Origin of the sequence: Hymenobacter puniceus (assembly GCF_014333525.1) — a bacterium.
GTDB lineage: Bacteria > Bacteroidota > Bacteroidia > Cytophagales > Hymenobacteraceae > Hymenobacter.
Window position 1 is genome coordinate 65,364 of record NZ_JACSCX010000007.1, and the last position, 25,865, is coordinate 91,228.

At 60.5% G+C, this 25,865-nt stretch carries 32 protein-coding genes; 14 read left to right on the plus strand and 18 right to left on the minus strand.

Features of this window, described 5'->3' with window-relative positions; translation table 11 throughout:
* Positions 1–178 precede the first annotated feature (178 nt).
* The 3 genes from H8B14_RS17415 to H8B14_RS17425 all read right to left on the minus strand — a co-directional run bounded on the left by H8B14_RS17415 (position 179) and on the right by H8B14_RS17425 (position 2,538).
* Positions 179–592 carry a hypothetical protein gene (locus H8B14_RS17415; RefSeq protein WP_187316944.1) on the minus strand — a complete coding sequence of 138 codons (414 nt, stop codon included), beginning with the start codon at positions 590–592 and terminating at the stop codon, positions 179–181.
* 168 nt (positions 593–760) lie between these two features.
* Positions 761–2,170: a M56 family metallopeptidase gene (locus H8B14_RS17420; protein WP_187316945.1), complete on the minus strand. Its 1,410-nt coding sequence runs from the start codon at positions 2,168–2,170 to the stop codon at positions 761–763.
* A complete protein-coding gene (locus tag H8B14_RS17425; RefSeq protein WP_187316946.1) occupies positions 2,170–2,538 on the minus strand; it encodes a BlaI/MecI/CopY family transcriptional regulator in 369 nt (122 codons plus the stop codon). The genes H8B14_RS17420 and H8B14_RS17425 overlap by 1 nt, the downstream gene beginning before the upstream one ends.
* 261 nt (positions 2,539–2,799) lie before the next feature.
* Here H8B14_RS17425 and H8B14_RS17430 point away from each other — a divergent pair, with 261 nt between their 5' ends.
* A complete protein-coding gene (locus tag H8B14_RS17430) occupies positions 2,800–4,551 on the plus strand; it encodes a hypothetical protein (protein WP_187316947.1) in 1,752 nt (583 codons plus the stop codon).
* A gap of 70 nt (positions 4,552–4,621) precedes the next feature.
* Here the strand turns inward: H8B14_RS17430 and H8B14_RS17435 are convergent, their stop codons facing one another.
* The 5 genes from H8B14_RS17435 to H8B14_RS17455 all read right to left on the minus strand — a co-directional run bounded on the left by H8B14_RS17435 (position 4,622) and on the right by H8B14_RS17455 (position 11,172).
* On the minus strand, positions 4,622–6,751 hold the full coding sequence (locus H8B14_RS17435) for a M13 family metallopeptidase (RefSeq protein ID WP_187316948.1): 2,130 nt from the start codon (positions 6,749–6,751) through the stop codon (positions 4,622–4,624).
* Between the two features lie 179 nt (positions 6,752–6,930).
* Positions 6,931–9,021: a M13 family metallopeptidase gene (locus tag H8B14_RS17440; protein WP_187316949.1), complete on the minus strand. Its 2,091-nt coding sequence runs from the start codon at positions 9,019–9,021 to the stop codon at positions 6,931–6,933.
* A 256-nt stretch (positions 9,022–9,277) separates the two neighbouring features.
* Entirely contained in the window at positions 9,278–9,703 is a 426-nt protein-coding gene (locus H8B14_RS17445) for a hypothetical protein (RefSeq protein WP_187316950.1), read from the minus strand.
* A 61-nt stretch (positions 9,704–9,764) separates the two neighbouring features.
* Positions 9,765–10,838 (minus strand): NADH:flavin oxidoreductase/NADH oxidase, encoded by a 1,074-nt coding sequence (locus H8B14_RS17450; RefSeq protein WP_187316951.1) that lies wholly within the window; start codon positions 10,836–10,838, stop codon positions 9,765–9,767.
* 64 nt (positions 10,839–10,902) lie between these two features.
* Positions 10,903–11,172: a hypothetical protein gene (locus H8B14_RS17455; RefSeq protein WP_187316952.1), complete on the minus strand. Its 270-nt coding sequence runs from the start codon at positions 11,170–11,172 to the stop codon at positions 10,903–10,905.
* A 159-nt stretch (positions 11,173–11,331) separates the two neighbouring features.
* Between H8B14_RS17455 and H8B14_RS17460 the strand changes: the two genes are divergently transcribed.
* From H8B14_RS17460 to H8B14_RS17480, 5 genes are all read left to right on the plus strand, one after another.
* Entirely contained in the window at positions 11,332–12,189 is an 858-nt protein-coding gene (locus H8B14_RS17460) for a pirin family protein (RefSeq protein WP_187316953.1), read from the plus strand.
* 245 nt (positions 12,190–12,434) lie between these two features.
* Complete coding sequence (locus H8B14_RS17465; protein ID WP_187316954.1) at positions 12,435–12,914, plus strand: Rrf2 family transcriptional regulator; 480 nt, start codon at positions 12,435–12,437, stop codon at positions 12,912–12,914.
* 81 nt (positions 12,915–12,995) lie between these two features.
* Positions 12,996–13,580, plus strand: coding sequence for an efflux RND transporter periplasmic adaptor subunit (locus H8B14_RS17470; protein ID WP_187316955.1), 585 nt, complete (start codon positions 12,996–12,998; stop codon positions 13,578–13,580).
* A 37-nt stretch (positions 13,581–13,617) separates the two neighbouring features.
* Positions 13,618–13,869, plus strand: coding sequence for a phosphopantetheine-binding protein (locus tag H8B14_RS17475; protein ID WP_187316956.1), 252 nt, complete (start codon positions 13,618–13,620; stop codon positions 13,867–13,869).
* Between the two features lie 67 nt (positions 13,870–13,936).
* Positions 13,937–14,383: an SUKH-3 domain-containing protein gene (locus H8B14_RS17480; protein ID WP_187316957.1), complete on the plus strand. Its 447-nt coding sequence runs from the start codon at positions 13,937–13,939 to the stop codon at positions 14,381–14,383.
* A 16-nt stretch (positions 14,384–14,399) separates the two neighbouring features.
* On the opposite strand, the gene H8B14_RS17485 is transcribed toward H8B14_RS17480, so the two are convergent.
* On the minus strand, positions 14,400–14,828 hold the full coding sequence (locus H8B14_RS17485; RefSeq protein ID WP_187316958.1) for a hypothetical protein: 429 nt from the start codon (positions 14,826–14,828) through the stop codon (positions 14,400–14,402).
* A 128-nt stretch (positions 14,829–14,956) separates the two neighbouring features.
* Here H8B14_RS17485 and H8B14_RS17490 point away from each other — a divergent pair, with 128 nt between their 5' ends.
* Positions 14,957–15,535: a GNAT family N-acetyltransferase gene (locus H8B14_RS17490; RefSeq protein ID WP_187316959.1), complete on the plus strand. Its 579-nt coding sequence runs from the start codon at positions 14,957–14,959 to the stop codon at positions 15,533–15,535.
* Between the two features lie 421 nt (positions 15,536–15,956).
* Entirely contained in the window at positions 15,957–16,340 is a 384-nt protein-coding gene (locus tag H8B14_RS17495) for an Hsp20/alpha crystallin family protein (RefSeq protein WP_187316960.1), read from the plus strand.
* A 115-nt stretch (positions 16,341–16,455) separates the two neighbouring features.
* Here the strand turns inward: H8B14_RS17495 and H8B14_RS17500 are convergent, their stop codons facing one another.
* Entirely contained in the window at positions 16,456–16,779 is a 324-nt protein-coding gene (locus tag H8B14_RS17500) for a hypothetical protein (protein WP_187316961.1), read from the minus strand.
* A gap of 136 nt (positions 16,780–16,915) precedes the next feature.
* Positions 16,916–17,182 carry a VF530 family DNA-binding protein gene (locus H8B14_RS17505; RefSeq protein WP_187316962.1) on the minus strand — a complete coding sequence of 89 codons (267 nt, stop codon included), beginning with the start codon at positions 17,180–17,182 and terminating at the stop codon, positions 16,916–16,918.
* 104 nt (positions 17,183–17,286) lie between these two features.
* Between H8B14_RS17505 and H8B14_RS17510 the strand changes: the two genes are divergently transcribed.
* From H8B14_RS17510 to H8B14_RS17520, 3 genes are all read left to right on the plus strand, one after another.
* On the plus strand, positions 17,287–18,123 hold the full coding sequence (locus tag H8B14_RS17510; RefSeq protein ID WP_187316963.1) for a glycoside hydrolase family 25 protein: 837 nt from the start codon (positions 17,287–17,289) through the stop codon (positions 18,121–18,123).
* Between the two features lie 36 nt (positions 18,124–18,159).
* Entirely contained in the window at positions 18,160–18,567 is a 408-nt protein-coding gene (locus tag H8B14_RS17515) for a septal ring lytic transglycosylase RlpA family protein (protein ID WP_187316964.1), read from the plus strand.
* Between the two features lie 74 nt (positions 18,568–18,641).
* The gene (locus H8B14_RS17520; RefSeq protein ID WP_187316965.1) at positions 18,642–18,839 is read left to right on the plus strand and encodes a hypothetical protein; all 198 of its coding nucleotides are present in this window, start codon (positions 18,642–18,644) and stop codon (positions 18,837–18,839) included.
* A 145-nt stretch (positions 18,840–18,984) separates the two neighbouring features.
* Here H8B14_RS17520 and H8B14_RS17525 read toward each other — a convergent pair whose 3' ends face one another.
* Entirely contained in the window at positions 18,985–19,398 is a 414-nt protein-coding gene (locus H8B14_RS17525) for a DUF6799 domain-containing protein (RefSeq protein WP_187316966.1), read from the minus strand.
* Between the two features lie 214 nt (positions 19,399–19,612).
* Here H8B14_RS17525 and H8B14_RS17530 point away from each other — a divergent pair, with 214 nt between their 5' ends.
* The 3 genes from H8B14_RS17530 to H8B14_RS17540 are packed head-to-tail and all read left to right on the plus strand — an operon-like array spanning position 19,613 to position 21,441.
* Positions 19,613–20,527 carry a DnaJ C-terminal domain-containing protein gene (locus H8B14_RS17530; RefSeq protein WP_187316967.1) on the plus strand — a complete coding sequence of 305 codons (915 nt, stop codon included), beginning with the start codon at positions 19,613–19,615 and terminating at the stop codon, positions 20,525–20,527.
* A gap of 52 nt (positions 20,528–20,579) precedes the next feature.
* Entirely contained in the window at positions 20,580–20,912 is a 333-nt protein-coding gene (locus H8B14_RS17535) for a hypothetical protein (protein WP_187316968.1), read from the plus strand.
* A 4-nt stretch (positions 20,913–20,916) separates the two neighbouring features.
* Complete coding sequence (locus tag H8B14_RS17540) at positions 20,917–21,441, plus strand: hypothetical protein (protein ID WP_187316969.1); 525 nt, start codon at positions 20,917–20,919, stop codon at positions 21,439–21,441.
* A 174-nt stretch (positions 21,442–21,615) separates the two neighbouring features.
* Here H8B14_RS17540 and H8B14_RS17545 read toward each other — a convergent pair whose 3' ends face one another.
* The 6 genes from H8B14_RS17545 to nadC form a co-directional block, all read right to left on the minus strand.
* A complete protein-coding gene (locus H8B14_RS17545) occupies positions 21,616–22,353 on the minus strand; it encodes a ZIP family metal transporter (protein WP_187316970.1) in 738 nt (245 codons plus the stop codon).
* 130 nt (positions 22,354–22,483) lie between these two features.
* Complete coding sequence (locus H8B14_RS17550) at positions 22,484–23,236, minus strand: class I SAM-dependent methyltransferase (protein ID WP_187316971.1); 753 nt, start codon at positions 23,234–23,236, stop codon at positions 22,484–22,486.
* A gap of 176 nt (positions 23,237–23,412) precedes the next feature.
* Positions 23,413–23,670 (minus strand): heavy metal-binding domain-containing protein, encoded by a 258-nt coding sequence (locus tag H8B14_RS21380; protein WP_187316972.1) that lies wholly within the window; start codon positions 23,668–23,670, stop codon positions 23,413–23,415.
* Between the two features lie 4 nt (positions 23,671–23,674).
* Positions 23,675–24,106: a hypothetical protein gene (locus H8B14_RS17560; RefSeq protein WP_187316973.1), complete on the minus strand. Its 432-nt coding sequence runs from the start codon at positions 24,104–24,106 to the stop codon at positions 23,675–23,677.
* A 48-nt stretch (positions 24,107–24,154) separates the two neighbouring features.
* Complete coding sequence (locus H8B14_RS17565) at positions 24,155–24,781, minus strand: hypothetical protein (RefSeq protein ID WP_187316974.1); 627 nt, start codon at positions 24,779–24,781, stop codon at positions 24,155–24,157.
* A 99-nt stretch (positions 24,782–24,880) separates the two neighbouring features.
* On the minus strand, positions 24,881–25,741 hold the full coding sequence (nadC, locus tag H8B14_RS17570) for a carboxylating nicotinate-nucleotide diphosphorylase (protein ID WP_187316975.1): 861 nt from the start codon (positions 25,739–25,741) through the stop codon (positions 24,881–24,883).
* Positions 25,742–25,865 lie beyond the last annotated feature (124 nt).

Consider the following 25,865-nt stretch of genomic DNA (forward strand, 5'->3'; position numbering starts at 1 on the left):
AAAAAGGTAAAACAAGCAGAATTCAGGCCACTAAAGCACTTATGAACAATGCCTGTATGCCCTCTGTATCAAATATAACGGCTATAATCGCGCCAATAATATCTTTACTCGCAATATCCAACATCATATCTGAAAATTGCCTTTTTCAACGCTGCCGGCTAGCCTGAAGTAGTTTCCCTTAGTTGCGCGACGTCAGCCAGCGCACCGCCTCGCCTTCGTCAATAAACTGGTTTAGCGAACAGTAGTCGCCGTGGGTGTAAGGCAGCGCTGGCAGGGTCTCGTCCTGCACATCGTCGGCCTGGTAGGGCGCAATCAGGAAAGCCAGGTATACGTGGGCATTGAGGTGGCGGCGCAGTGTGGGATAAAACTCGGTGGTCAGCCAATGTACGTCCTGAGCATCCACCTGCAGCCGGCGGCGGGAGTCAATCAGCCAGTGCGTGCAGTTGTTGCAGGCGGCGGCATAGTGTAGCATGGCTTGGTAGCCGGCTCTCAGCTCCCCCGACTCAGTAGGGCGGGTCCAGCGGGCGGCCACAATTCCCAGGTCGGGGCGGTGGCTAAGTTGGAGAAAGTCAGCTAGCGTGGTGGAAGTCATGCAAACGGTGGATGGGTGGCAGACCGGAAAAGAACTCTGCTACTGGTACGCATAATTGGAATTTTCCGTTGGCTATGCACAAAGTAGCCACGCAAGATACGGCCCAGCCTTCGGGGAAGAAAGCTGGGCCATATCAGGGCAGAACCTATCCTGCCTGGCTGCAGACCATTAAGGCTTTACGGCCGGGGTAGGCGGCGCGGGCACCAGCGGCGGCTGGATGTTGTAGCGGCGGTTGAATTCGGCTACGGCTTCAGAACTCACGTTGCGCTTGGTCACGACCACCATCACGCCATCCGTTGCGCCGCTTCCAAAAATGCGGGTGGCTTCCGGGCCTTTCACGACGTTTACACTGGCAATAGTGCGCCGGTTGAGCTCATTGATGGCCTGCGCGGTGGAAGGCTGGCCGTCGAGGAAGTACAGGCTGGGCTTGGCCGTGGACACGGTTGGGTCCAGCACAATGTTATGTTGCTGCATAAAGGCTTTCACTTCGGCGGAGTTCTTGTTTTGCTTCGTGACGACGAGCACAACTCCGTCGGCCGCTTCGGCGCCAAAGGCCTTTACAGCAACTTCGCCTTTCAGCACGTTCATGCTTTCAATGGCCTTCGGGTCTAGCTTCTTTACCTCACTTTCTTCTACCCGCTTGCCATCCACAAAGTAGAGAAGAGGAGTGGCCGCCAGTTGGGTTTGTTCTGGCCGTCTGGAAGTGGCCTGGGTGGCGGCAGAAGTAAGGAGCAAGCCCAGCGCCAAAGGTAGCGCGGCGGCGTAGCGGAGCAGCTGGCGCCGCGAAGAAGGCTGAGAGTTCATCATACGAATACGGTTTTTGAGGGTGATAAAAGAAAAAGGGGTAGCCAGCGCCGGCCCGGTTGCCAGTGTGCTGAGCTGAACCAGGGTGTACTGATACTGCTGCGTGGGCTGTCGGCTTTCGTGCAGCACGGCGGCATCAGCAATGAACTCCAGGTTTTCCTGCGTGGCGTGCAGCCACAGCCAGGCCACGGGGCTCACCCAGGCCAGCGCCCGGTGCAGATGGCCCAGCAGCACATCCACGGTGTGGGCCTGGCGCACATGTACCTGCTCGTGCAGCAGAATAGTGGGCAGCTCGGCTACCGCGTGGCGAGTTGGATTGAGGTAGATGGCGCGCCCAAACGAAAACGGACTTACCGCTTCAGCCACGGCCCGAAACTTAACGCCATTGGCCTCAGCAGGCCGTGAGGCCCGGTGCAGGCGCCACAACGAAGCGCCTTGCACCAGCACACGCAGCAACAGCACCCCTGCCCCTACCCCATAGATACCCAGCAGCCACGCATGGTAGTCGGGGGTAGTAGTGGCAGAGGTTAATGCCGAAATTGGTTGACTGGTCCAGAGAGGCATCGTCCTGGCTAATGAACTGGTGGCGGCGCCGGCCGGCCACAACCACCCCACATCAAGGGCCGGATAAAACGCGGCCAGCCCCAGCGCGGCCAGCAGGTACGCCCGGTTGAGCTGGTGAAACGTGAGCCGCCGCAGCAGCCCGTAGTACACGGCCAGCAGCAGCGCCAGCGCCAACTGTGTTTTCAGCAGATACAGAAGCAGCGCGGGCATCAGGACCGGGACTTACGGTTTTCAATCATGTCGATGATATCCTGCAACTCCTCGGGGCTGATTTTCTGCTCCTGGGCGAAGAACGACACCAGTTCCTTGTAGGAATTGCGGAAGTAGTCGCCGACGAAGGCACCCAGGAAGCGCCGCCGGTACTCCTCGGCCGTGACGCTGGGCACAAACCGGAAGGTGTTGCCCAGCTTGCGGCTGGTCAGGTAGTGCTTGCGCTCCAGATTACGCACCGTGGAAGCCAGCGTGGTGTAGGGCGGGCGCGGCTCGGGCAGCAGTTCCAGCACTTCCTTGATGAAGCCGCCGCCCAGCTGCCAGAAGCCCCGCATAGCCTCTTCCTCGGGTTGAGTTAATCGTTCCATTTCTTTGTTACGAACTTTTCGTAATTCTACGAATAAATCATACTTGTTGGTTATCAATGATAAATATTTTTTTAGCATGAATCATAAAGACCCGTCACATACTGCTTTTTGCTTTGCACATGCCTTATTCCCATAGCTGTATTCACTTCTTGGCGTCTCAATAGCTACTACTTTATATTGTAGGGTGCTAGCCCAGCGTTTTAGCTACGCCCTGCAACGGGCAGCCTGCGGCTGTTCTTTCGTGTTCTTATCCTTCCCTGTATGCGCAACCTATACCTACCGCTAGGGCTGCTGGCCGTGGCTTTGCTGAGCTGCTCCCGCGAAACGGAATACAGCAGCAATGTCGGAGCCGCGGCCCCAGCAGCCAACTCACCCACGGGGCCGGCAGCCACCACGCCGCTTCCGGCCGCCACTTTACCGTCGCTCGTGGCCCCGGGACCAGCCCATGCGTCTGCGCCGCACCGCGCTAGGCGAGTGATGAAACAAGTCAGCAACAACTGGCATATTGCTTATCCTGCTCCTGGCCCCACCGCTACGGCTACCGCTGTTTCAGCGGCCCCGGCCTTGGCAGAAGAAAGCGCGCTACCAGGCCCCGACGATAAGCCGGCGCAGGTATTTCGGGTGCATGGGCGCCGCGACACTGTGCTGTACTGCCCCGAAGGCACAATCCTGCATGTTCCGGCCGGAGCGTTTGTTGCAGCCGACGGCCAGCCTGCCACCGGGCTAATAGAGGTGCGAGTACGCGAGTTTTATCAGCTCCCGGATATCATTTTGGCCAACCTTACCACCCAGTCAGGCCACGAACTGCTGGAAACGGGCGGGATGCTACACCTAGAGGCCCGAAGTGCTATCGGGCAGCTGTGTGGCCTCCGACCCGAAGCTGCGCTGCTACTGCAGCTGCCCGCCTCAGCTCCGCTGCTTGGCATGCAGCTGTACACTGGCGTACCTACTGCCCAGCACCGCCTGGACTGGCAGCGTCCTACCCCTGCCCTGCGCCTTCAGCAGTTCGACCTATTGGATGCCCAATGCCAGCTAACGTCCCGGCAGCTGCAACAGCGGCTGCAGAAGAATAGCGGCTACTCCACTGCCACGGCGGCCCGGCTCCGGCAGGAAACCCGCCCAGCGGCGCTAAGCCGTCAGTTACGCCAAGCCAACTGGTATAGCAAAGGGCGGCTGCTGGCATATGCCCGCGCCACCCTCGCCTTGGATGCTACCGGCCGCGTGCTGGCCACCAATGCCACTTGGCTTGGCACTGCCGACACAACCTTGCAGGGGGCTACACTACGGGCATTGGCCCAGCTGCCGTACCAGCCCGTGCGCCTTTACGGGCCGGTGCGGGCTACTACCACCAACCGCAGTAGCCGCATTGCGGCCGTGGCGCCACGCAAACAGCGCCGTAAGCCGCCCACTCGGCTGGCTACGCTGCCGGTGGCCGGCTTCACGAGGCTTGATTTGGGCTTTACGACTACAGGCCAACTGAAAGTACTGCACCAAGGTGCTGGCGGTAGTGGCTTGCCTCCTAGTTCAGCAATCCCAATAGTAAGTGTCGGCGCGGCGCGGCAGCAACTGAGCGCGGCGGCGGTGGGCGCTATGTCGGCCGATTCGCTGGCGGGCTACCTGTTCAGTGCCACTCAGCTGGGCTGGATAAACTGCGACCGGCTGCTGCAGAGCAAGGCTCCGCGGGTGCTGTTTACGGTAGCCACGCCGGAGCCAGTTGCGCCGGCCCGAGTGCAGCTGGTGTTCCGGCGCATTCGCGCTGTATTGCCCGGCCTAGCGGCGGCTGGCGGGTACGCTTTTCCCAACGTACCCGACCAGGAGTTGGCCACCATTGTGGCCATCAGGCGCGAGAAAGGCCAAACTTACCTGGCACTGCAACCGGTTGTTCTGGGCCAGCGCACTGAGCCGGCTCTTGCCTATCGGCCCGTTACGCCCGCCGAGCTTCGACAGGCGCTAGCGCAGCTTGGCCCCGATTCCCCGGCCACACCCTCAGCCACGCCAACGGCTGGCAAGTAACCGTGTTTCGCCAATAAAAAAGCCGACCCACTGGGTCGGCTTTTTTTGTAAATACCTTTGATTGAATTGACTACCAGATGTTGGCACGCTGGTTCTGGGCGCGCACCATTTTGGCGTCTTCCTTGCAGCCGAAGGCCTCGTAGAACTGGGGCATGTTCATGAGCGGGCCGTTGGTGCGGTACTGGGCCGGGGAGTGCGGGTCGGTGAGCACCTGCTGGCGGATGTACTCGGGGCGGGCGTTGGTGCGCCATACTTGGGCCCAACCGAGGAAGAAGCGCTGCTCGGGCGTGAAGCCGTCGTAGCGGGGGCGCGGGTTGCTGCCGTACTTCTTCTGCAGCTCCTTTTGCAGCGCCGAGTAGGCCAGGGCGAGGCCGCCGAAGTCGGCCAGGTTTTCGCCCATGGTCAGCTTACCGTTCACAAACACCGAATCCAGAGGCTGGAAGGCCGAGTACTGGGCGCCCACCATGTCGGCGCGCTTCGTGAATTCGGCCGCGTCCTCCTTGGTCCACCAGTCGCGCAGGTTGCCCTGGGCATCCGACTGCCGGCCCCGGTCATCGAAGCCGTGGGTGATTTCGTGGCCGATGACCGCGCCCATGCCGCCGTAGTTCACCGCGTCGTCGGCCTTGGGGTCGAAGAACGGAGGCTGCATGATGCCGGCCGGAAACACGATTTCGTTGAGCGAGGAGTTGTAGTAGGCATTCACCGTGGGCGGGGTCATGCCCCACACTTCGCGGTCAATGGGCTTGCCGTAGCGGCTCAGGTTGTCCTTCGACTCCCACTCGCGGGCGGCCAGCACGTTTTTCAGGTACGATTCGCGGCTCATCGAGAGGGCCGAATAGTCCTTCCACTTATCGGGGTAGCCGATTTTGACGGTGAAGGCGTTGAGCTTCTTGAGGGCTTCCTCCTTGGTGGCGGCGCTCATCCACTCCAGCCCGCGGATATGCTCACCCATGGCTTCCTTGATGTTGGCCACCATCTGCTGGGCCTTCACCTTGGTTTCGGGCGCGAAGGCCTTGTCTACGTACAGCTGACCAAAAGCTTCGCCCAGCGCACCATCCGTAGCGCGAAGCATGCGCTTCCAGCGGGGCTGCTGCTGCTTGGCGCCGCTTAGCACCTGCGCAAACCGGAACGACTCATCGCCAAACGACTGCGGCAGCGCCGACATCAGCGACGAGGTGAGGTGCCAACGCAGGTAGGTTTTCCAGTCGCCGAGGGGCTCCTGCTTAAGGGCGGTGCTGGCTTCCTGCAGGAACTCGGGCTGGCCCACAATCACCTCTTTGGCCGAGCTGAGGCCCAAGGCGGGCAGCATCACGGGCAACCCCAGGTTGGGGTATTTCTGGGCGGCTTCGGCCACCGTCATCTTGTTATAGTTGGCGTAGGGGTCGCGCAGGGCTACGCGGTCCTTGCTGGCTTTGGCGAGCCGGGTTTCGAGGCGCAGCACCGTGGCGGCGCTTTTGGCAGCCGTGGCCGGGCTTTCGCCCAGCATCTTGAAGGTGTTGGTGAGGTAGGTGGTGTAGGCCGTACGGATGGCTTTCGAGCGGGCGTCGTCCTTCAGGTAATAGTCCCGGTCGGGCAGGCTGAGGCCACCCTGGCTGAGGTAGAGGGCGTACTCGTCGCTCTTTTTGCGGTCCTGGTTCACGCCCAGCCCGAACACCGAGCGGGTTTGCAGGCGCTGGGCGCGCACCAGCTCGGTTTGCAGCCCGCGCAGGTCCTTCACGGCGTTGATGCGGTTCAGCTCGGGCTGCAGGTACTTCAGGCCGGCTTTGTCGATGGCCACCGAGTCCATGGCCGTGGCGTAGTAGTCGCCTACTTTCTGCAGGTTGGTGCCCTTGGCGGCGGTTTTGTTGGCGGCCGAGGTTTCCAGAATCTGGCGCATCACGGCCTCGTTCTGGTTGATGAGCCCGTTCCAGGAGCTCCAGCGCGACTCCGCGGCCGGAATTGGGTTGTTCTTGAGCCAGGTGCCGGAAGCATACTGAAAGAAGTCGTCGCAGGGGTTTACCGATTTATCAATATTGGCCGGGTCAAGGCCGACGCCGGGCAGTACGGGGCCGAGCTGGGCCGTGGCTGAAACGTCAGTCGTGACAGGCGTAGCAGCGGGCGGCGTGGTGGCGGTGGTAGCGGGCGTGCTGGCGGCGCAGCCGGCCAGGGCCATGCCGGCCGCCGTGCCCAGGGAGAGCAGGAAGGTGCGTTGTAAGGTCATTGGTGGAAAATTGGAGGTTGTGGAAGAAGTTGTAATTAGGAAAAGAAAGCCCGTCATGCTGAGCTTGCCGAAGCATCTCGCGTGCTGACGTTGTGGTACTATTAGTTAGCTTCTGGCGAGATGCTTCGACTACGCTCCGCTTCGCTCAGCATGACGTTCTCTTTGGCTGGGCTTTCAGCCTACCAAATCACCGCCCGCTCGGCATCCGGTCGAACCATTTTCTGGCCTGGCGTGCAGCCGAAGGCCTGGTAGAACTCGGGCATGTTCATAAGGGGGCCGATGGTGCGGTACTGGCCGGGCGAGTGCGGGTCGGTGAGGATTTGCTGGCGCAGGGCTTCGGGGCGGATGTTCTGGCGGCGCAGCTGGGCCCAGCTCAGGAAGAAGCGCTGCTCGGGCGTGAAGCCGTCAATGAGGGGGCGGTTGCCTTTGCCGTACTGCTTGTCGAGTTGCTTCTGGAGGGCGGCGTACACGATGGTGAGGCCGGCGAAGTCGGCCAGGTTTTCGCCCATGGTCAGCTTGCCGTTTACGTACACCGAATCCAGGGGCTGGAAAGCCGAGTACTGTGTGCCCACCACGGCGGCGCGCTTCGTGAATTCGGCCGCGTCGGCCGGCGTCCACCAGTCGCGCAGGTTGCCTTCCGAGTCGTACTGCCGGCCGGAGTCGTCGAAGCCGTGGGTCATTTCGTGGCCCATCACGCCGCCGATGGCGCCGTAGTTCACCGCGTCGTCGGCTTCGGGGTCGAAGAACGGGGGCTGCAGGTAGCCGGCCGGAAACACGATTTCGTTCATCGGCGGGCTGTAGTAAGCGTTGATGGTGGGCGGCGTCATGCTCCACTCGGTGCGGTCAATCGGCCCGCCAAACTTCTTCACGTTCTGCTGGTAGCCCCACTGGCGCGCCGCCAGCACGTTTTTCAGGTACGACTCACGCGAAATATTCAGCGCCGAGTAGTCCTTCCACTTGTCGGGGTAGCCGATCTTCACGCGCAGGGCGCTGAGCTTCTTGAGGGCTTCCTGTTTGGTGGCGGCGCTCATCCAGGTGTTGGTCTGAATGTGCTCGGCCATCGACTCGCGGATGTTGGCCAGCATATCGAGGGCCTTCTGCTTGGCGGCGGGCGAAAACGCCTGATCCACATACAGCTGCCCGAAGGCCTCGCCCAGGGTGCCGTCGGTGGCGGCCAGCATGCGTTTCCAGCGGGTGGGCTGCTGTTTGGCCCCGCTCTGAACCTGCGCAAACCGGAAAGCCTCGTCGCTAAACGCCTGGGGCAAGGCCGTCGGCACCGACGATACCAGTTGCCAGCTCAGGTAGGTTTTGAGGTCAGCCAGCGGCTCCTCTTTCAGCACCGCGCTGACTTCCCGGAAGAAGTCCGGCTGGCCCACAATCACCTCCTGGGCCGCACTCAGACCGTTGCGCTTGAGCAAAGCCGAGGGCTGCAGGTTTGGAAACTGCTTGTCAGCCTCGGCCACCGTCATCTTATTGTAGCTGGCGTACGGGTCGCGCAACGAAACCCGGTCTTTGCTGGCGCGGGCCAGGCGGGTTTCCAAGCGCACCACCGTGGCGGCCTTGGCCGCGGCCGTAGCTTCTGCGTCGCCGAGCAGCTTGAAGGTGTTGGTGAGGTAGGTGATGTAGGCCGTGCGCACGGTTTTGGAGCGCGCGTCATCTTTTAAATAGTAGTCCCGGTCGGGCATGCCCAGGCCGCCCTGGCTCATGTTCACGGCGTACACCGAGCTGTTTTTGCGGTCGGGCGAAACGCCGGCCCGGAAGAACGCGCCGGTGCCCAGCGTCTGCTGGCGGGCAATTTCGGTGAGCAGGCCGGGGCGGTCTTTCACGGCGGCAATGCGGGCTAGCTCGGGCTTGAGGTAGGTCAGGCCGGCTTTTTCCAGGCCCACCGAGTCCATGCCGGCGGCGTAGTAGTCGCCCACTTTCTGACGGTTTGAGCCGGGGGTGGCGGCGCGGTCGGCGGCGGCATCTTCCAAGATGCGGCGCAGGGTAGCCTGGGTCCGGTCATTCAGCTCGTTGCGCGGGGCCCAGCTGCTGGCATAGGCCGGAATGGGGTTGTTTTTCAGCCAGTTGCCGCCCGAAAACCGAAAGAAGTCCTCGCACGGCGACACCGAGCGGTCCACATCCTGGGGGTTTATGCTGCGGCCGCCGGTGGTGGAGGCAACAGCCGTGGCCGTAGTGCTGGTAGCGGCGGGCTGGGTGGTGGCGCAACCGGCCAGGGCCAGCAGCAGGGCCGCCGCGCCGGCCCGGTTGGGGGCAGAAAGGTGTTTCATGCAGCGAAATACAGAGTAGGCTTCGCCTAAGGTCGTAGCGCGCCGAGAAAGGTTGCGCCCGGCGTGGCAGAAGACCACCTACTGCGCTGGTAACTTCAGCAAAGCGCAGTAGCAGACAATTGTACCCGACTGAACAGCAAAGCCCCGGCGGTCCGCTACCACCTTCAAAGAAAGGATGAGGAACCGCCGGGGCGTAATACAGTTGCCTGCAGATGCCGCTTCACCAAGGGTATTGCGACTGGTGTACAGCGGTTTTCTACACCAGGCGCTGCTGCTCAAGCAGCCAGGCTATAGCCTGGCCTTCATCTGTGAACTGCGCCGACATAGCGTGGCCAGTAGTTGGATGGAACAACATGGGAAACGGCGGCGAATCGGTGGAAACCAGCAGCTGATGCGGGGCAAGCAAAAAGACAACACGGATTTCGCCGCCTAGCTTCTCAAAGCCTAAACTAGGTACGTTCTGGTTTACCCAACTCGTAATTTCCACTGAAGTCCGGAAGCGTCGGCGAGCATCCAGCAGCCAGAAGCGGCAATTTTGAGCGGCCGCGGCGGCCTTGAATAGCTGCACATAATTCTGCTTTACCTCCTCAGCCCGCGTAATTTCCACCATCCAGCGGCCCACCAGAATATGCAGGTCAGGTCGGTATACGATAGGAAATTCTGGGGTTGAAAAGTCAGTCATGCAGCAAAAGTCCAGTTGAGCTTATACGGCGGAACTCGACCTTGCGGCCGACTGCTTGGCGCTATTGCCGGGGCTTGGCGCGCACATACTGGTTCGGCCAATCTATTTCGACTCCCAGTTCGTGGGCAGCGTGCAGCGGGAAATAGGCATCCCGCAAGGATTCCCGCGCCAGCAGCACCAAATCAGCCTGGCCCGCAGAAATAATATCAGCCGCCTGTTGAGCTTCGGTGATAAGGCCCACTGCACCGGTAGCAAGGCCGGTTTCGCGGCGTACCTGCCCGGCAAACTCCACCTGGTAGCCAGGCCCAACTGGAATATCCGCCTTGGCCACGTTGCCGCCGGTAGAGCAATCCAGTAAGTCCACGCCTTTCTGCTTGAGAATGGCAGCCAACTGCACGGTATCAGTTGCTGTCCAGCCGCCGTCCGTCCAGTCGGTGGCTGAAACGCGCACCAGCAGCGGCAAGTGTTCGGGCAGCACGGCGCGGGTAGCTTCCACTACTTCCAGCAGCAGCCGGATGCGGTTTTCAAAGGAGCCGCCGTACGCATCGTGGCGGCGGTTGCTCAGCGGCGACAGAAACTCGTGCAGCAGGTAGCCGTGGGCAGCATGCAGCTCAATCACCTCGTAGCCCGCCTCTAAGGCACGCCGGGTGGCGGCCTGAAAACTGGCTACCACCTGCCCGATTTCCGCTACGCTCAGGGCATGGGGCGTGGGCTCGTCGGGCGTGAAGGGCTCGGCGCTGGGCGCTACCGTCTGCCAGCCCTCGGGCTCGGTGGGCGCAATGGCGTGGGCGCCTTCCCACGGAATGTGGTGGCTGGCTTTGCGGCCGGCGTGGGCCAGCTGGATGCCCGCTACAGCGCCTTGGGCCTTAATAAAATCGGTGATGCGGCGCAGAAAAGGCACGTGCTCGTCTTTCCAGATACCCAGGTCGCCGGGCGTAATACGGCCCTCCGGCGTCACCGCCGTAGCTTCCTGAATGATAAGGCTGGCCCCGCCCACGGCACGGCTGCCAAGGTGCACCAAGTGCCAGTCGTTGGCGAAGCCGTCTTGCGCACTGTACATGCACATCGGCGAAATAACAATCCGGTTGCGAAGCGTGAGACCACGCAATACAAACGGCGAAAACAAATCAGACATGAGGAAGGCGTTGGTAGATCCGAAGCGGATTAACTGCCCCAGCTGCTGATAGGTTTCGGCGGCGCTACTGCCGGGGTTTGGGTTTGGGCCTTGGAGCAGACCGAGCGGGGGCCATATCGGGAAGCGGCTTGCGGGGGTCGATGCGGAGCTTCACCGGAGTGGTGTCGAGCGTAACCGTCTGGATGGGGTCCAGGTTGCCGGCCGATACGCCCGGCATTCCGCCCGTGGTGGCCGTGGCAGGCAGCGGCGCCAAAGGTGGCGCGGACATATTCTGGGCTTGCGTGCTGGCCGCTGCCCCACTCAGCAGCATAATCAGAAGCAGATTGCGTAGCATGATACAACTGATTGGTAGGCTACTCTTTACGAATTCAACGATGCTGTAGTTGAGGATTCGGCGCCGGGCGGGCAACACAAACTTATCCGGGCAGTAAACATGTGGCCCATTTGTGGGTATTCGTTTGTCTTTCTCACTTCCCTTCAAGCTTTCTACGTTATGCGCACCATCAAGCAGCAGCACCGCGCCGTCAGCGCCCCCATTGCCGACCTGATTACTTACCGCGCTCTACCTACTGAGGCCGTTGAGCACCTCGACCCGTTTCTGTTTCTCAACCACCACGGCCCCCAGACCTACCCAGCCCGCAACCGCGGCCTCCCTTTCGGGCCTCACCCCCACCGCGGCTTCGAGACGGTGACGTTTATTCTGGCCGGCGACATTATGCACCAAGACAGCGGCGGGCACCAGAGCATTATCGGGCCGGGTGGCATCCAGTGGATGCGGGCCGGCAGCGGCCTGATTCACTCGGAAATATCTTCCGACGAGTTCAAACAAACGGGCGGCCCACTGGAAATTCTGCAACTCTGGGTGAACCTGCCCGCCCAGCACAAAATGACCGCGCCGCACTACGTGGGTTTGCAGGCGCCGGAAATTCCGTCGGTGCTGCTCGATGAAGGCCGGGTAACGGTGCACGCCGTGTCGGGCGAGTGGGCTGGCACGGCCGGCGCCGTGCAGCCGCTCACGGATATACAGCTGGCTACCATCGAGTTCAAGCGCGGTGGCCAGCTGGCCCTGCCCATTCCGGCCGAGCGCACCATCTTCTGCTACGTCATTCGCGGACAGCTGCGCATCAACGGACAGGAAGCGGCGGCGCGCCAGCTGGTAGAATTCAATTACGACGGTGACGACTTCCGGGCCGAGGCTCTCACCGACGACGCCGTGCTGCTACTCGGCCACGCCAAGCCGTTTCAGGAGCCGATTGTGGCCTACGGACCGTTTGTGATGAACTCGGAAGCTGAAATCCGCCAAGCCTACCAGGACTATCAGGCCGGCAAGTTCGGCGTCTGGAAAGGCTAGCTGCAGTATATACCCAGCAACTAAGTGCCCTGAATAGACTGGCGAGGCTGGTGTATTCAGGACACTTGGTTGGAATAGGTTGAACACCGATAAAGTAAATCCGGGACTTATACGTCTGCCGTGTAGCAGGGCAGTCTGGTGGTAGCGGGCCGCGCCGCTGGTGGGGTGGCAGTTTTCCACTCAACCGGTTGCATGCAACCAGTCTGCGCTGTATATTTGCAACCAAATTAGTTACACTTATTTGCATGAACACCCGCTTCGCCGTTGCCACCCATATTCTGGCCTTTCTGGCGCATAGCGCCGGGCAGCCGGTTTCGTCGGAGGTGCTGGCGGGCAGTGCTGGTACGCACCCGGTAGTGGTGCGGCGCCTGATGGGCACCCTCCGCAACGCTGGCCTTGTACGCACCCAACTTGGTGCGGGCGGCGGCGCACTGCTGGCGCGCGCCTCTGACTGCATTTCGCTGCTTGATGTGTACGAGGCTATGCAGGAACCAGAACCCGATTTGTTTGCGGTAGGCAGCACCAAGCCTAACGCCCACTGCAACCTGGGCCGCGTGATGCAGCATACCCTCGAAGACTTGCTGGGCAGTGCCGAACAGGCTATGCGCCAAGCGTTGGCAGCCATATCGGTGGCGCAGCTGGCGCAGGAGCTGGCCAGCCGGCTGCCGGCTGACTGTGGCTGCCCCGGGGCCACGGCGGACGCCGCTACCCACCACTCCTTGTAACCGGGTTACCAGCCGTATCGGCTTTCACCATTGCCTACGTCGCGCCACCAACCATTGCTTGGTACGCCGACTCTCCTTTATATGAACAAGTTTGTTGGAATGGCTTCGGTCATTCTGCTTGGAGCGCTGGGTGCCGTTGCCTTTTTACCGGGCTACCGGCCCGCTGCTCCGGCCAATTCTCCCCTGCTTACAGCGTACGTAGCCCCGCTGACTGTGGCGCCCCCGGCAGTGCTGGTGGGCGTGGCAGTGCCCGCCACTGTAGCGGGCCGCGTCTGGGAAGTATACTTCACGGAAGGGCAGCGTGTGCGGCAAGGCCAGTTGCTGCTGAAAGTAGCGCAGAAGTTTGTTTCCGCTGAGCGGCAGCGCCTGCAGCAGTTGCTGGCTCGGCAGCAGCACACGCAGCGCAGCCTCCAAGAACATGTGCCAGCAGCATCAGCCCCTGAGCTGGCGGCCGCAGACGCCCTGGTGGCGGCCACCGAGCGGCAATTGGCCGCGTTACCGACGCAACTCAATTTTCAGTTTGTGACGGCGCCCCACGACGGCGTGATGGTGAGCCGCCTGGTGGCCCCCGGCGAGTATCTGCGGGTAGGCGCAAGCATCGGCCAGCTGGCGCCGCTGCCTACCATCCCCAACGATACTACCCTGCTGCTTTCCAGCACCAACTAGCCTCGTTTTCGTCTCTGCATCTCACTTTCGAACACGTATGCAACAGCTTACTCAATATCAGGTAGAGCGCATGCTGCACCGCCAGCTGCGTAACCCGGCCCGCCCCCTCACGCCCAATACCCGCCTGGTCCACGACCTGGGCTTCGATTCCTTTGATGTGGTGGAGCTCACGCTGAATCTGGAAAGCCGCTTCCACATCGAAATTGCGGACGCTGAACTGGAAGAGCTGCACACAGTCCAGGATGTGCTTGACTGCGTAGATCTGCATTTTCCGCCACCAGCCGCCTGACCCGGTGCCGCTTTCGTGGGCGCGATGACTTGTGTAACTTGCGTACTGTATTGCCAGCTATACGCTTATGCGCGCTTTTTCCGACGATGTGCAGCACTCCCTGACGGAAGCGGGCTGGTATGCGGGCCGGGCCGTATCCACGGCTGACTATCAGCAGGATACGCTGCGTCGGCAGCTCGCCTGGCTTCCCACCGCCGCTGCCTTTTTGCGGGAGTTTGGAGGCCTGCATTGCTATTTCACCCGCCAGGACCATAGCATTACCCGCATGCAGTTTGAAGTTCAGCAAGCAGCGAGCCTGCTGAACCTGGACCTACTGCGCACCGAATACGAGCCACGGGTGCCCGGCCGGCAGCTGAGTTTGGTAGGGCAAGCTTACACCGATCCGTTGTGCCTGCTAGTAGATGCACGCGGCTCATTTTATGGGGCCTGCGCAGAAGGCATCTACCACATTGCCGACACAGTGCCGCTGGCCCTAGAAGCCATCATCATGGATTTGCCGTTCCAGGAAATCTAGCCAGCCCTCCACAGCCTTATTGTGCCGCCGAAGCCACCTGCATTCGCTGCAGCCAGTCCAGCGCCGTACGTTCATCGGTAAAGCGCTCCGCCACAAAAGGCTTACCCTCGAAGAAGCTGGCGGGTGGAAAGGCAGCATCGGCTAGCTGGTCGCGCAGGTGCACGGGTGGCAGCAGATAAGCCAGAGCAGTACGCCCACCCAACTGCCCGTGCAGGCGCGGCAGAAAGTCCTGCACCATCCAAACGGCCCCTTCGCGGTCGGTATTATTGCGGCGACGGGCATCTATCAGCCACTGCCGGCACCGGTACTGCGCGGCGTTCAGCAGCAGCAACTCGTAGCCGTGGCACATTTCAGCCAGCGAAATTACCCGCATCCAGCGCACCACCAGCACCTCTAAATCAGGACGGTACGAAAGAGCCAGAAAATCGGGAGTATCAGTGAGCACAAGCCAGGCAAAAACGACGAGCGGTAAAGGTAGATAGCACAAGTTATATACAGAAATGTTCCCTGGCTAGCTTCTCGCCAGCTTCCGGCCGACTTTGGCTGGCGCTCGGCAGGCCCGTATATTTCGCCATGATTCCCCTTATCACGCGCACCTCCCGCCTCACCATTCTGGCGGCCAGCCGGGCCCTGCTCACGGCTGAGCTGCACAAGCCTCACTATTTCCCGGTACTGCTGGGCGCCGCCATGCCTGCCGACTGGCCCCCCGGGGAGTACGATGCCGAAGCCAGCCGCTATTTTCTGGCGCAGCTTACGGCCGGCGGCCGCACGGCGGCAGGCTGGTATGGCTGGTATGCCATTTTGCGCGCCACCGAGCAGCAGCCCGCCACGCTGGTAGGCGCCGGAGGCTTCTGGGGCCCACCGGATGTGCATGGCACGGCCGAAATTGGCTATTCCATTGCCGCCGACTGGCGCGGCCAGGGGTTGGCCACCGAGCTGGTAGGCGGCCTCGTACAGCAAGCCTCACACACCGGCATGGTTCGTCGGCTACTGGCCCACACGCTGCCCGCCAACGAAGCCTCGCAGCGCGTATTGCTCCACAATGGATTTCAGCTGACTGACCCTGATACCGAAGGGCGCAGGCGGTATGAGCGGGCTATAGAGCCCTCCGAACCGCCACAGGCACCAGGCCAGATTACTCCTATTCACTAGCTTTCTGCTGGCTGTGGGCCATTCTGCAAAGCTGGCTATTCCGAACCAGATACTAATAGAGTAACCCACAGGGCGCAGGCAACCTGCTGGGCCTAGCCCCCTGTGCCTTGATTACTCACTGAATTGTACCTGTTGCTTGTGCTGAAATCTTTAACAGACCAAGCGGCTCACAACGTAGGTGGCATCACTTGACTAAGCGCTGCACAGGAAGCGTTTGTGAATGTGCCAGGGGGCGTCCATGTGCCACCGGTGCCAGCATACGTAGTCTGAGAACAGAGCAAAAGGCGACATAACGTCCGAAATCCAGATAAGCAATTACTTTCATCGGCCATTATGGCCGCATCAGAGAGCATTATCTGCATATTCACTGTTGGTACACGGTTTGCAATACCTCTTGCGAACCTACTATAGGAACCCAACCATGAATCTGATAAGCCGAGAATTCATCCGTAACCTAGTCCCGCAACTTGACCTGCTCAATACGCTGGGTGGAGGCATTGCGCAAGTTCAGCTACGCTTGGACAAGCGCGAGCAGGGCGTATTGGTGCGCGTGGCAGCGCCGTCGGTGAGCCCCGAGAATATCCATGTGCTGCTCAACAACAGCCGTCTGACGGTGATGGCCCAATACCGCCATCAGCCTGAAGACCAGCTGGCTGCTCCACTGTTTACGCACGTGCTCGATCTGCCGGCTAACCTCGACCTGAACCGTATTGATGCCATACACGAGGAAGGTGAGTTGCGTATTCGGATTCCTTATCAGAATCCGGCTGACCGCCCCCGCGAAATTACCATCAAGCAGCGCTAACCTCCGTTTGCCTTCTATATAGCCGGGACCGACCGGCTGCCTGTCTCATCAGCCACTGCGCCTGCAGTGGCTTTTTTATTGGTGCACAGCACCGGAAAGCACCCCAGCGGCCACGTCAGCTCATCAACACAAACACCAGCACAAAACCCACCAGCAGCGACATATAAAACCAGCCCATCACCAGCCCACGGTAGCGGCGCGGCAGTTGGTTGCTGAGCACCAGTACAGCCACCACCACCAGCACCAGATGCAGCAGCAGAAACAGCACCGCCTTCACCCAATTGGGCACAATGGTGTTTTCCGGCTGAAACTGGTCGGGGCGGCCCAGCGGCGACGTCACCCAGCGCAACAGATAGTAGGCTACCACCTCAAACACTACAAAGCAGGCGGCTCCTGCTACCTGCGCCTGTACACTCGTTTTCTGCGTTACATCGGCCATTTCTGGGTGGAAAAATGATAGAGCGAAAATAATGGGATGATGCAATGACGGTGAAACAGGTGAAAGAGAATCAAGTGCCGAACAATGAGGCTACACTACTTTTCACCTCATCACGCCGTCACTTTATCACCTGCTGTTACTTATTGCCAGTCACTTCCGCGCTACGTGTGCGGATGTAGAGCTCTTCCACCTTGGACCGGGCCCAGGGCGTACGGCGCAAAAACGCCAGCGCCGACTTGGCACTTGGGTTCACGGCAAAGCAATTCATGCGCAGCCGCTCATCGAGGCCGGGCCAGCCGTATCGGGCCTGCAGGTAGTCGATGATGGCGGCCAGCGTGACGCCGTGCAGCTCGCGGATGAGGTGGCCATTTTCGTCGCGGGCATCAAGGGGGGCAGAAGGCATGAGGCAAAGCGTAAGGGTGTAGGGCGGCAAGTTCGCAAAAAACCAGTACGCCGGCTTTTGCCTGCAAAGGCACTAGTTCCTTAGCTTACAGCGTTACTTTTGCCATGACTCTGCTGATGAAACGCCCCTCCACCCCCATTTCGCGCCGCCGCTTGCGTTTGCCGATCTGGCTGCGTTGGGCTGTGGGGCTGGCCGTGCTGGGGGCGCTGGCATTTTATCTTACCCACCGGCGCCAGGTAAACCGCCACGTTCGTCTTGCCTGGGCTTCGCTCAGGAGCCGCCACCTCACCGGCCGCGAAAAAACGCCCATGCTCGACGGCTATTCCGTGCACGGCATCGATGTGTCGGCCTATCAGGGGCGCATCGACTGGGCCGAGGTAGCCCGCCACAACGTGCGGTTTGCGTTCATAAAGGCCTCTGAGGGCGTGACGCTGCGCGACCAGCGGTTCCAGCGCAACTGGGCCGCGGCGCGCAAGGCCGGCGTGTACCGGGGCGCCTACCATTACTTTCAGCCCAACTACGACGGCGCCCGGCAAGCCAACCTGTTTACCCGCACCGTGCCCCTGGCTCCCGGCGACCTGCCGCCGGTGCTGGACGTGGAGCACGCCGAGTTTCACGATGTGGCCGCCATGCGCCGCAACGTGGGCATATGGCTGCGGCTGGTGGAGCGCCACTACGGTGTACGGCCCATTCTGTATTCCAACCACAGCTTCTATAAGCGCCACCTGGCGGGCCATTTCGACAAGTACCCACTCTGGCTGGCTCACTATGAGGTGGCCGAGCCCCGGCTGCCCCGCGAAAAGTGGATCATCTGGCAGCACTCCGACGAGGCCTATATTCCGGGTATTCGGGGCACTGTTGATTTCAACGTATTCCAGGGCAGCTTCCAAACGCTGCAGGCGCTGCGTATTCCTCCAAAAGCTGGCTTCGCGAAGCCTTAAGGGCGCCTTATGCGGGCCAGCCTTACCTTTGCTGCCATGACCCGACCTGCATTTTCTTTCCTGCTCGGCTTACGCCAGCAACTGGCTAATGGTCTGCTGCTGGCCGTGCTGGCTACACTGGGTGGCTGTGCCGGTGGCGGGGCTGGCTTTACCCAAACTGGCCAGGCATCCTACTACGCCGACAAGTTCGAGGGACGCAAAACGGCCAGCGGCACCGTGTACCGCGGGGGCCAGCTTACGGCAGCCCACAACACGCTGCCTTTCGGCACAGTCGTGAAAGTCACCAACCCACGCAGCAAAAAGTCGGTCAAAGTCACTGTCACGGACCGGGGGCCGCACGCCAAAGGCCGCATCATCGACCTATCGAAGAAAGCGGCCCGTAAAATCGGCATCATCGAGGCGGGTGTGGCTCCGGTGAAGCTCAAAGTAGTTCGCAAGGGCTAAGCCGTTTCAATTGCAGCCCGGCGTCGTATACCTGTTTTTCAGCTTCTGTCTGCTTATTTTCTCTTCCTGGTTTCATGCGTATCAAAAAGAAAGTTACCTGGGCGCTGCCGCCGGCCTCCACCTCCCGCTTCGTGGCGCTGGCCGCCTTTATCAAGGCAGCCGAGGCCCAACACTGGTCGGAGGCAGAGGTGCAGTTTGTGATTGACGAGGTGGTGGAAGCTGTCAACGAAGCCGAGGTGCACGAGATTCTGCAGGACTACACCCAGCGCTAACCACCTGGCCCCAAACGCCGCCGCGGCGCCGACATCGTTGCTGAATCACACGCTTGGCGTGGATGTCCAGCAACGACGTCGGCGCCGCGGCGGCGTTTGGGCACGCAGGGGCAGCCCCTCTCAAGAGCTGCTACTGCCCTGCAACTTACCGGCCCTTTTTCTTGATCTTGGTTTTGCCTTTTTTCGGGTCCGCCAGGGCCGCCTTCATCAGGCTGTCCTGCTCGGCTTTCATCACGGCCGTAGTCAGGCGACCGGTCAACGACATATAGTCGCCTTCCTTCATTTGGGTGGTAGTACCGTCGGCCAGCGTCAGCGTGCCGTCAGGTCTGATTTTAGTGCCGTTGATGAGGGAGGTTTCCTGCAGCACCGGGTTGGTTAGGCCTTGCTGCGTAAGAATTACTTTGCCGTCCTTCATCACCGCGCCGTCGCGGGTGGCGCCGTCTTTCATTACTACGCGGCCACGCGGCTGCACAGGCTTGCGGGGTGGTAGTTTGGTTTGAGCCTGAGCCACAAAGCTGCCCATAGCCAGCAGCAGCACAAGAGTGAGGGTAGGTTTCATCGTGCAGGAATTGAGAAAAAAGGTGGTGGGAATCCAACTACAGGCTAATCTACAAAAGAAGGGCCAGTTCCTTTTCAGCAACCCCGGCCAGCTTCTTGCGTTTGTAAAACCGAAGCAGTAGACGCCTACAGCCCATTTTGGTTGCTGTTTTTTTTGGCGCTGCCGTTCCTGTTCTGCCCGTCTCACCCGCCACGCTTTTTCGTTTTTCTGTCCTGTGGACTACAAAGACTACTATAAGATTCTGGGAGTAGAGAAAACTGCTACCGCCGACCAGATCAAGAAAGCCTACCGCAAACTGGCCCGCCAGCATCACCCCGACGTGAACCCCAACGACCCGAATGCGGAGCGTAAGTTCAAGGAAGTGAACGAGGCAAACGAAGTCCTTTCTGACCCCGACAAGCGCCAGAAGTATGACCAGCTCGGCAGCGACTGGCAGCGCTACCAGCAGGCCGGCGCGGGTGGCAGCGGCCGCAGCACTGGCGGCTTCGACTGGAGCCAATATCAGCAGCAAGGCGGTTTTGGCGGCAATGACTTTGGCGACGGAGCTGATTTTTCCGACTTCTTCGGCTCCATCTTCGGCAATATGGGCGGTGGCGGGGGCCGTAGCACGCGTGCCGCCGCCGGCAACGACTACCAGGCCGAACTCGAGCTTAGCCTTCAGGATGCCTTCGAGGGCGGCCCGCGTACGCTCACTGTCAATGGCAAGAGCCTACGCCTCACCATTCAGCCAGGCGTCGAGGACGGGCAAGTTATTCGGCTGCGCGACCAGGGCGGCCCCGGCCGCAATGGCGGTCCGGCCGGCTCGCTCTACATCACGCTGCGCGTGCGGCCCGATGCCCGCTTTGTGCGCACCGGCAACGACCTCACCCAGGAAGTGCCGGTACCGCTGTACCGGGCGCTGCTGGGCGGCGAGCAGGTAGTGGAAACGCTGTCGGGCCCGCTGAAAATCAATATCAAGCCGGAAACCCAGAACGGCACCCGTCTGCGGCTGCGCGGCAAAGGATTTCCGGTGCATAAGCAGGCCGGGCAGCACGGCGACTTGTACCTGCGCCTGACAGTGCAGCTTCCGCAGCAGCTTACCGAGCAGGAGAAAGGCTTGCTGCAGCAACTGGCGGCGCTGCGCCCGTAGCCACACCACTCTCTATCCTTATCATCAGCCACTCGAATAGCTTTTTTCGCGTATGGAAACGCACCGTATTACCATCACGTACCGCGACTGCGCCAGCCAGTACGAGCTAACCGAAGCGGATTTGCGGAGCTTTGTGGAGCTGGGCTTGCTGGCAGCAGGGCCTCAGCCCGGCACTATCTACGACGAGCCCGACCATGTGGCCCGGCTTTCTCGCCTGCACCACGAGCTGGAGCTAAGCCACGCGGGTATCGAGGTGGTACTGGCCATGCGGCAGCGGCTGCTCAGCCTGCAGGCTGAGCTTACCCGGCAGCAGGCCCGCGCCCGTCAGCTGGAATTTATGTTGCGCAGCGCTGGTCCGCAACTCGACGTAGATGACTGGCTCTAGGCATATGTGGGAGGATAACGACGACACCGATGCTAGCAGCCCGCAGGATGGCCACGACCTGCGGGAGTTACATGCTACGCCCCTGCGCCAGAAGGCGCGCGAAGTAGGCTTGCTCACGCAGGCGCTGGTGCAAAGCATGGCGGCAGCTACTACCCCGCACCCCGACGATGCTGCGCTGCTGCCATCTGATACTCACTTGGCGGAAGAGCCAGAACTGCGCCCCGAAGATGTGCAATGCATTGGCGAGCTGATGACCAACAATGGCTTCCAGCTGTCGGCCAAGCTGGCCGCTGCCCGCATGGCCACTGACTATGGCCGCTGTATGGAACTGGCCGTGCTGATAAAAGTGGCCGCCGAGAGCCTGCTTTCCCAGACAGCGCTATGCCTGGAACTACGCCTGACACCACCAGAATACATTGAGGCGTTACGCCTTGAGTTAGAGGAATTCCGGCTTCTTTTCCGCGCCTGGGTTGCCACCTTCGACCCCACCGACCACCACGACGACGGGTGGGGACTTTTTAGGGCTTAGGGCTTAGGGCTTAGGGCTTAGGGCTTAGGGCTTAGGGCTTAGGGCTTAGGGCTTAGGGCTTAGGGCTTAGGGTGTATGCAAAAGGCCCCGCCGGGTTACGGCGGGGCCTTCTTTTTTGAGCAATATTCACGGCCTGTTTCCTAGGGCCTAGGCCCTATCCCTAACAACTAAGCCCTAAAGCGCCTCCACCCCTAAGGCTAGCATCGTACCGGCTAACGTGGCCGCTAGCTTAGGCAGGTTGAGTTTGTGCTCGGGGCTGGTTTCGAAGAGGATAGTGGTGGAGACGTGCAGAAAATTGCCGGCCACGAAGCCCAGCAGTGCGGCATACAGGCCACCCGTCAGCAGCTGGTCGAGCACTACGTAGTTGCTGACGATGATGCCCACCGGGGCGGCCAGCGCAAACAGCAGCAGAAACGGCAGCGCCTTGCGGAAGCTACCCAGCCGCAGCCGCAGCGCCGCCATCAGGGCGAAGGCGGCCGGAACATGGTGCAGTGCTACGCCCGTCAGAATAGCATAGAAATTGTCGCTCACGGCGCCGACCTCTGGCGCCTTCACCAGGATGCTGCCCTCCAAGAAGGAGTGAATCACCAGCGAAAACAGTAGCAGAAACGGTACGTGGCCTACATGGTCGGAATGATGGTGCACATGCCCATGTTCTACGCCCTGCGAAAACACCTCCAGAATCAGCTGTCCGAAAAAGCCCGCCAGCACAAAGTAGCCGATGCGGTGCATGTTGCCGGGCACCAGCAACAAGGCCTCCGGCAGCAGGTGCGTGATAGTAAGCGTAAACAGATACGCGCCACTAAAGGCCAGCAGCGGCTTCATCCAGACTGTGCTGGCAGTTGGCACCAGCCGGGTAGACCAGCCGGCCCCCAACACGGTAAGAAACAGCAGCAAAACAGCAAACCACATAATTGGTAATGAAATGATGAAGTGACTAGTGATGAGGTAAACGGTGACGGGGTAGGCAATGCCAGGCAGTATAGCGTATTCACTCTACTGGCTACCGGCCACCTCATCACTATTTGCCTTTTTCAGTTCGTCACTTTTTAAGGATGAAAATCATGCGCGGACTGGTGGTTTCGTCGTAAGGTTGCAGGTGGTAGTCGCCGAGCACCTCTACCAGCCGCAGACCAGCCAGCAGGAAGTACTCCTCGAACCGCTCCCGGCTCAGGGCCCGCACCCGCTCCTCGAAATGCAGCTCCTGCTGGCCGGGGGCCTGAACGCTGATTTCCTTGACGATAAAGTCCCGGTCGAAGTGACGGTGTAGGTGAAAGGTGATGCCATCCACTGTTTTCTGCTCGTGCTTTACCAGTTCGCGCACTGTGCGCTCGGTATTCAGAAAGTCGATGACCAGCTTGCCGCCGGGCCGGAGCGAGGCCGCCGCATTGCGCAAAGCCAGCACGTTTTCGCTCTCGTGCTCAAAATAGCCGAAGCTGGTGAACAGGTTGAAAACGAAGTCGAAGGGCCCGAACGGCAGCTGCTCGCGCATATCGTGCACGGCAAAGCGCAGATGCTCATGCGCGTGCTGCTGGGCCGCTGCAATACTTTCCGCCGACAAATCGATGCCCGTAACGTCGTAGCCCTGCTCACTCAGATAAATGGAGTGGCGGCCCTTGCCGCAGGCAAAATCCAGCAGCCGCGCCGTAGGCTTGGGGCGTAGCCGTCCTAGCAGCCCATCCAGAAAAGCCCGGGCCTCTGCCTGGTTCCGGTCGTGGTAGAGCAGGTGGTAGTAGGGCGAGTCGAACCAGGTGCTAAACCATTCGGGCTCGGCCGCGGTGTGTAACAACGTCATATCAGAAAACCACAGGTGCCTGCGTCAGGCGAAGCGCAAAGTATTGAGCCCAGGGCGATAGATGCGCTATTTTGCAACAATGTTACAAAATAGGTGCATCAACAGCAATTCCACGCCTTTCGGGGCTGGCAGCGGGCTGCTTCCGGAAGGCGTGGAACTGCGTTTAGCGGTGTAGGCTAGCTAGCGGGCTTGCTGGCTGCCGCTGGCTCCAGAGTCATTTCGCAAACCGGGCACTTGCCGGGCTTGTCACTGGCGCTGCCTTCGCACTTCATTGGGCAGATGTAGGCGGCGGCAGTTACTGGTACGGCCAGGCTATCGGCCGGCGCCGTGGTGGCCTGGGTAGTGGTGCCCGTGGTGGGCTGGTTGTTGCAGCCAGCCAAGCCACTCAGCAGCAAGGCCGCAGCGGCAATCATCCGGAAGGAGAGAATACGCACGGGACTACTCGGGCTTTTCAGCTTTGGCAGCAGGGTCGGCTACGGTTGCTTTTTCAGCGGCGGTTTCGTCGCTCTTGTTAAGCAGCGTCTCCTTGGCGTTGGCCGACGTGGCCGCCTCTGCCGATGGCTTGGCACGACGGTCCAGGTTCACATTGGAGCTGGGCGGAGTGGCTACACCGGTTTCGTGCTGCATGCCTTCTTCGCCGTGCTCTACTTCGTGAGCGGCGGCTCCAGCACCTTCGTTGTGAGCGGCGCCGCCTTCGTGATGGGCACCAGCTGCAGCATGCTGGTCGAAATTATCGGAGGTGCGGGTGCCGGGCTCCACCATATCTAACGATACTTTCTTATCGGGGCGCCAGTCGGAAGGCTCGCTGCTGCAGGCAGACAGGGAAAGAGCGGCTACAGCCAGCGCGGAAAGCAGAAGTTGCTTGGTCATGGGAAGAAAAAGAGAGTTGAAATAACAGGTAGAAAATGCGGCGGCGGGCTATTTAGCTTCCGACGCGGCAGGCAGCAGGTTCTTGCGGCGCAGCATCGATTCGAACAGCTTCTGGTCGGTGGCCGTGTTGAAGATCTTGAACGGTACGTGCAGGAACATGGGCGTTTCAAAGGTACGGGCTATCCAGGCCCGCCAGCCGGTAATTTCGGCCGGCACCTCCTGGTTGCGAAACCAGAGCAGGTAGCCGTCGTTTTCCCGTACTACGCGTCCAATCATGTCCCAGTTGACGCCCATGCCTTTGCCTTCCTTTTCGTTCTGCATCAGCCCAATCTGGCGCTGGTCTATCACATAGCTCATACGCTCAAACAGCGGCTTGGTCTGCTCTACCTGCGTCACGGCTGTAATCTGTGAGGAGCGCAGCAGCACATACAGCAACGCCAGCACCAGGCCGCTCGCCAGCCACCACCACGAAGGCCAGATGGCCGCCGGCAGCACGCCAAGAATAAACGGAATCAGGACAAACCACCACTCTTTGCGCCACACGTACCCCATGGCCACGCGGGTGTAGAGGTTGGAGTCGAGCTGGTGTTTTTTGGTGCGGATGGCCAAAGGCGAACCGGCCGGCTGCTGTTGCTGCTGGCGGTAGCTGGCACCGCGTTGGTTGGGGAGTTGCATGGAGTTGATATGCTGATTATTGATGTGCTGATGTGCTTTCCTGCTGCTGTGCTGCTTGCATTGTAGATCAACACATCAGCACACCAACCAATCAGCACATCAATACGCTTTCAGGCTAAGGTCGAGGCTTCTGGTGGAATGGGTGAGGGCGCCGACAGAAATGTAGTCGACGCCGGTGGCGCCTACCTCGGCAATGGTGTGCTCGGTGATACCACCGCTGGCTTCGGTTTCTATGCGCCCGCCAATGAGCTGCACGGCCTCGCGCAGTTGGACCGGGGGCATGTTATCGAGCATGATTCGGTCGATGCCGCCGGCGTCGAGGGCTTGCTGCACTTCGGCCAGGTTGCGGGTTTCCACCTCAATGGGCAGCTGGCGGCCGGTGCGGGCCAGGTAGGCTTTGGTGGCCGCAATGGCTTCCTTAATGCCACCGGCATAGTCCACATGGTTGTCCTTGAGGATAATCATATCGAACAACCCGTAGCGGTGGTTTACGCCACCGCCAATAAGCACCGCCCATTTCTCGCAAAGACGGAAGTTGGGCGTGGTTTTGCGCGTGTCGAGCAGGCGGGCCTGGGTGCCGGCCAGCAGGCTGCGCAGGTGGGCCGTATGCGTAGCAATGCCACTCATGCGCTGCATGCAGTTGAGCACCAGCCGCTCGGCCGTCAGGATGCTTTGGGCCCGGCCTTCCACCGTCAGCACCACGTCGCCATATGCAATAGTGTCGCCGTCGGCCAATAGCGTTTCCACCTGCAGGTCGGCATCTACGGCCCGGAAAATGTGCTTAGCCAGTTCCACCCCCGCCAGCGTTCCTTCGTCTTTCACCAGCAGCCGCGCCCGGTTGTGGGCATCAGCCGGAATAGCGGCCAGCGAAGAATGGTCACCATCGCCAACGTCTTCGAGGAGCGCCGTACGAATGAACTCTGAAATTGCTTCGGGGGTGAGGTAGGGGGTGTTTTGCACGGTGCAAAAATAGTGAAAAGGGCGCACCTATGAGTAACTGAGTACATGAGCGGCTGGGTAGGTGAGAACCGGGCGCGCAGAGGCGCTGCGGTGCGCGCCAGAAACCTTAGTGGAAGCCTCCATT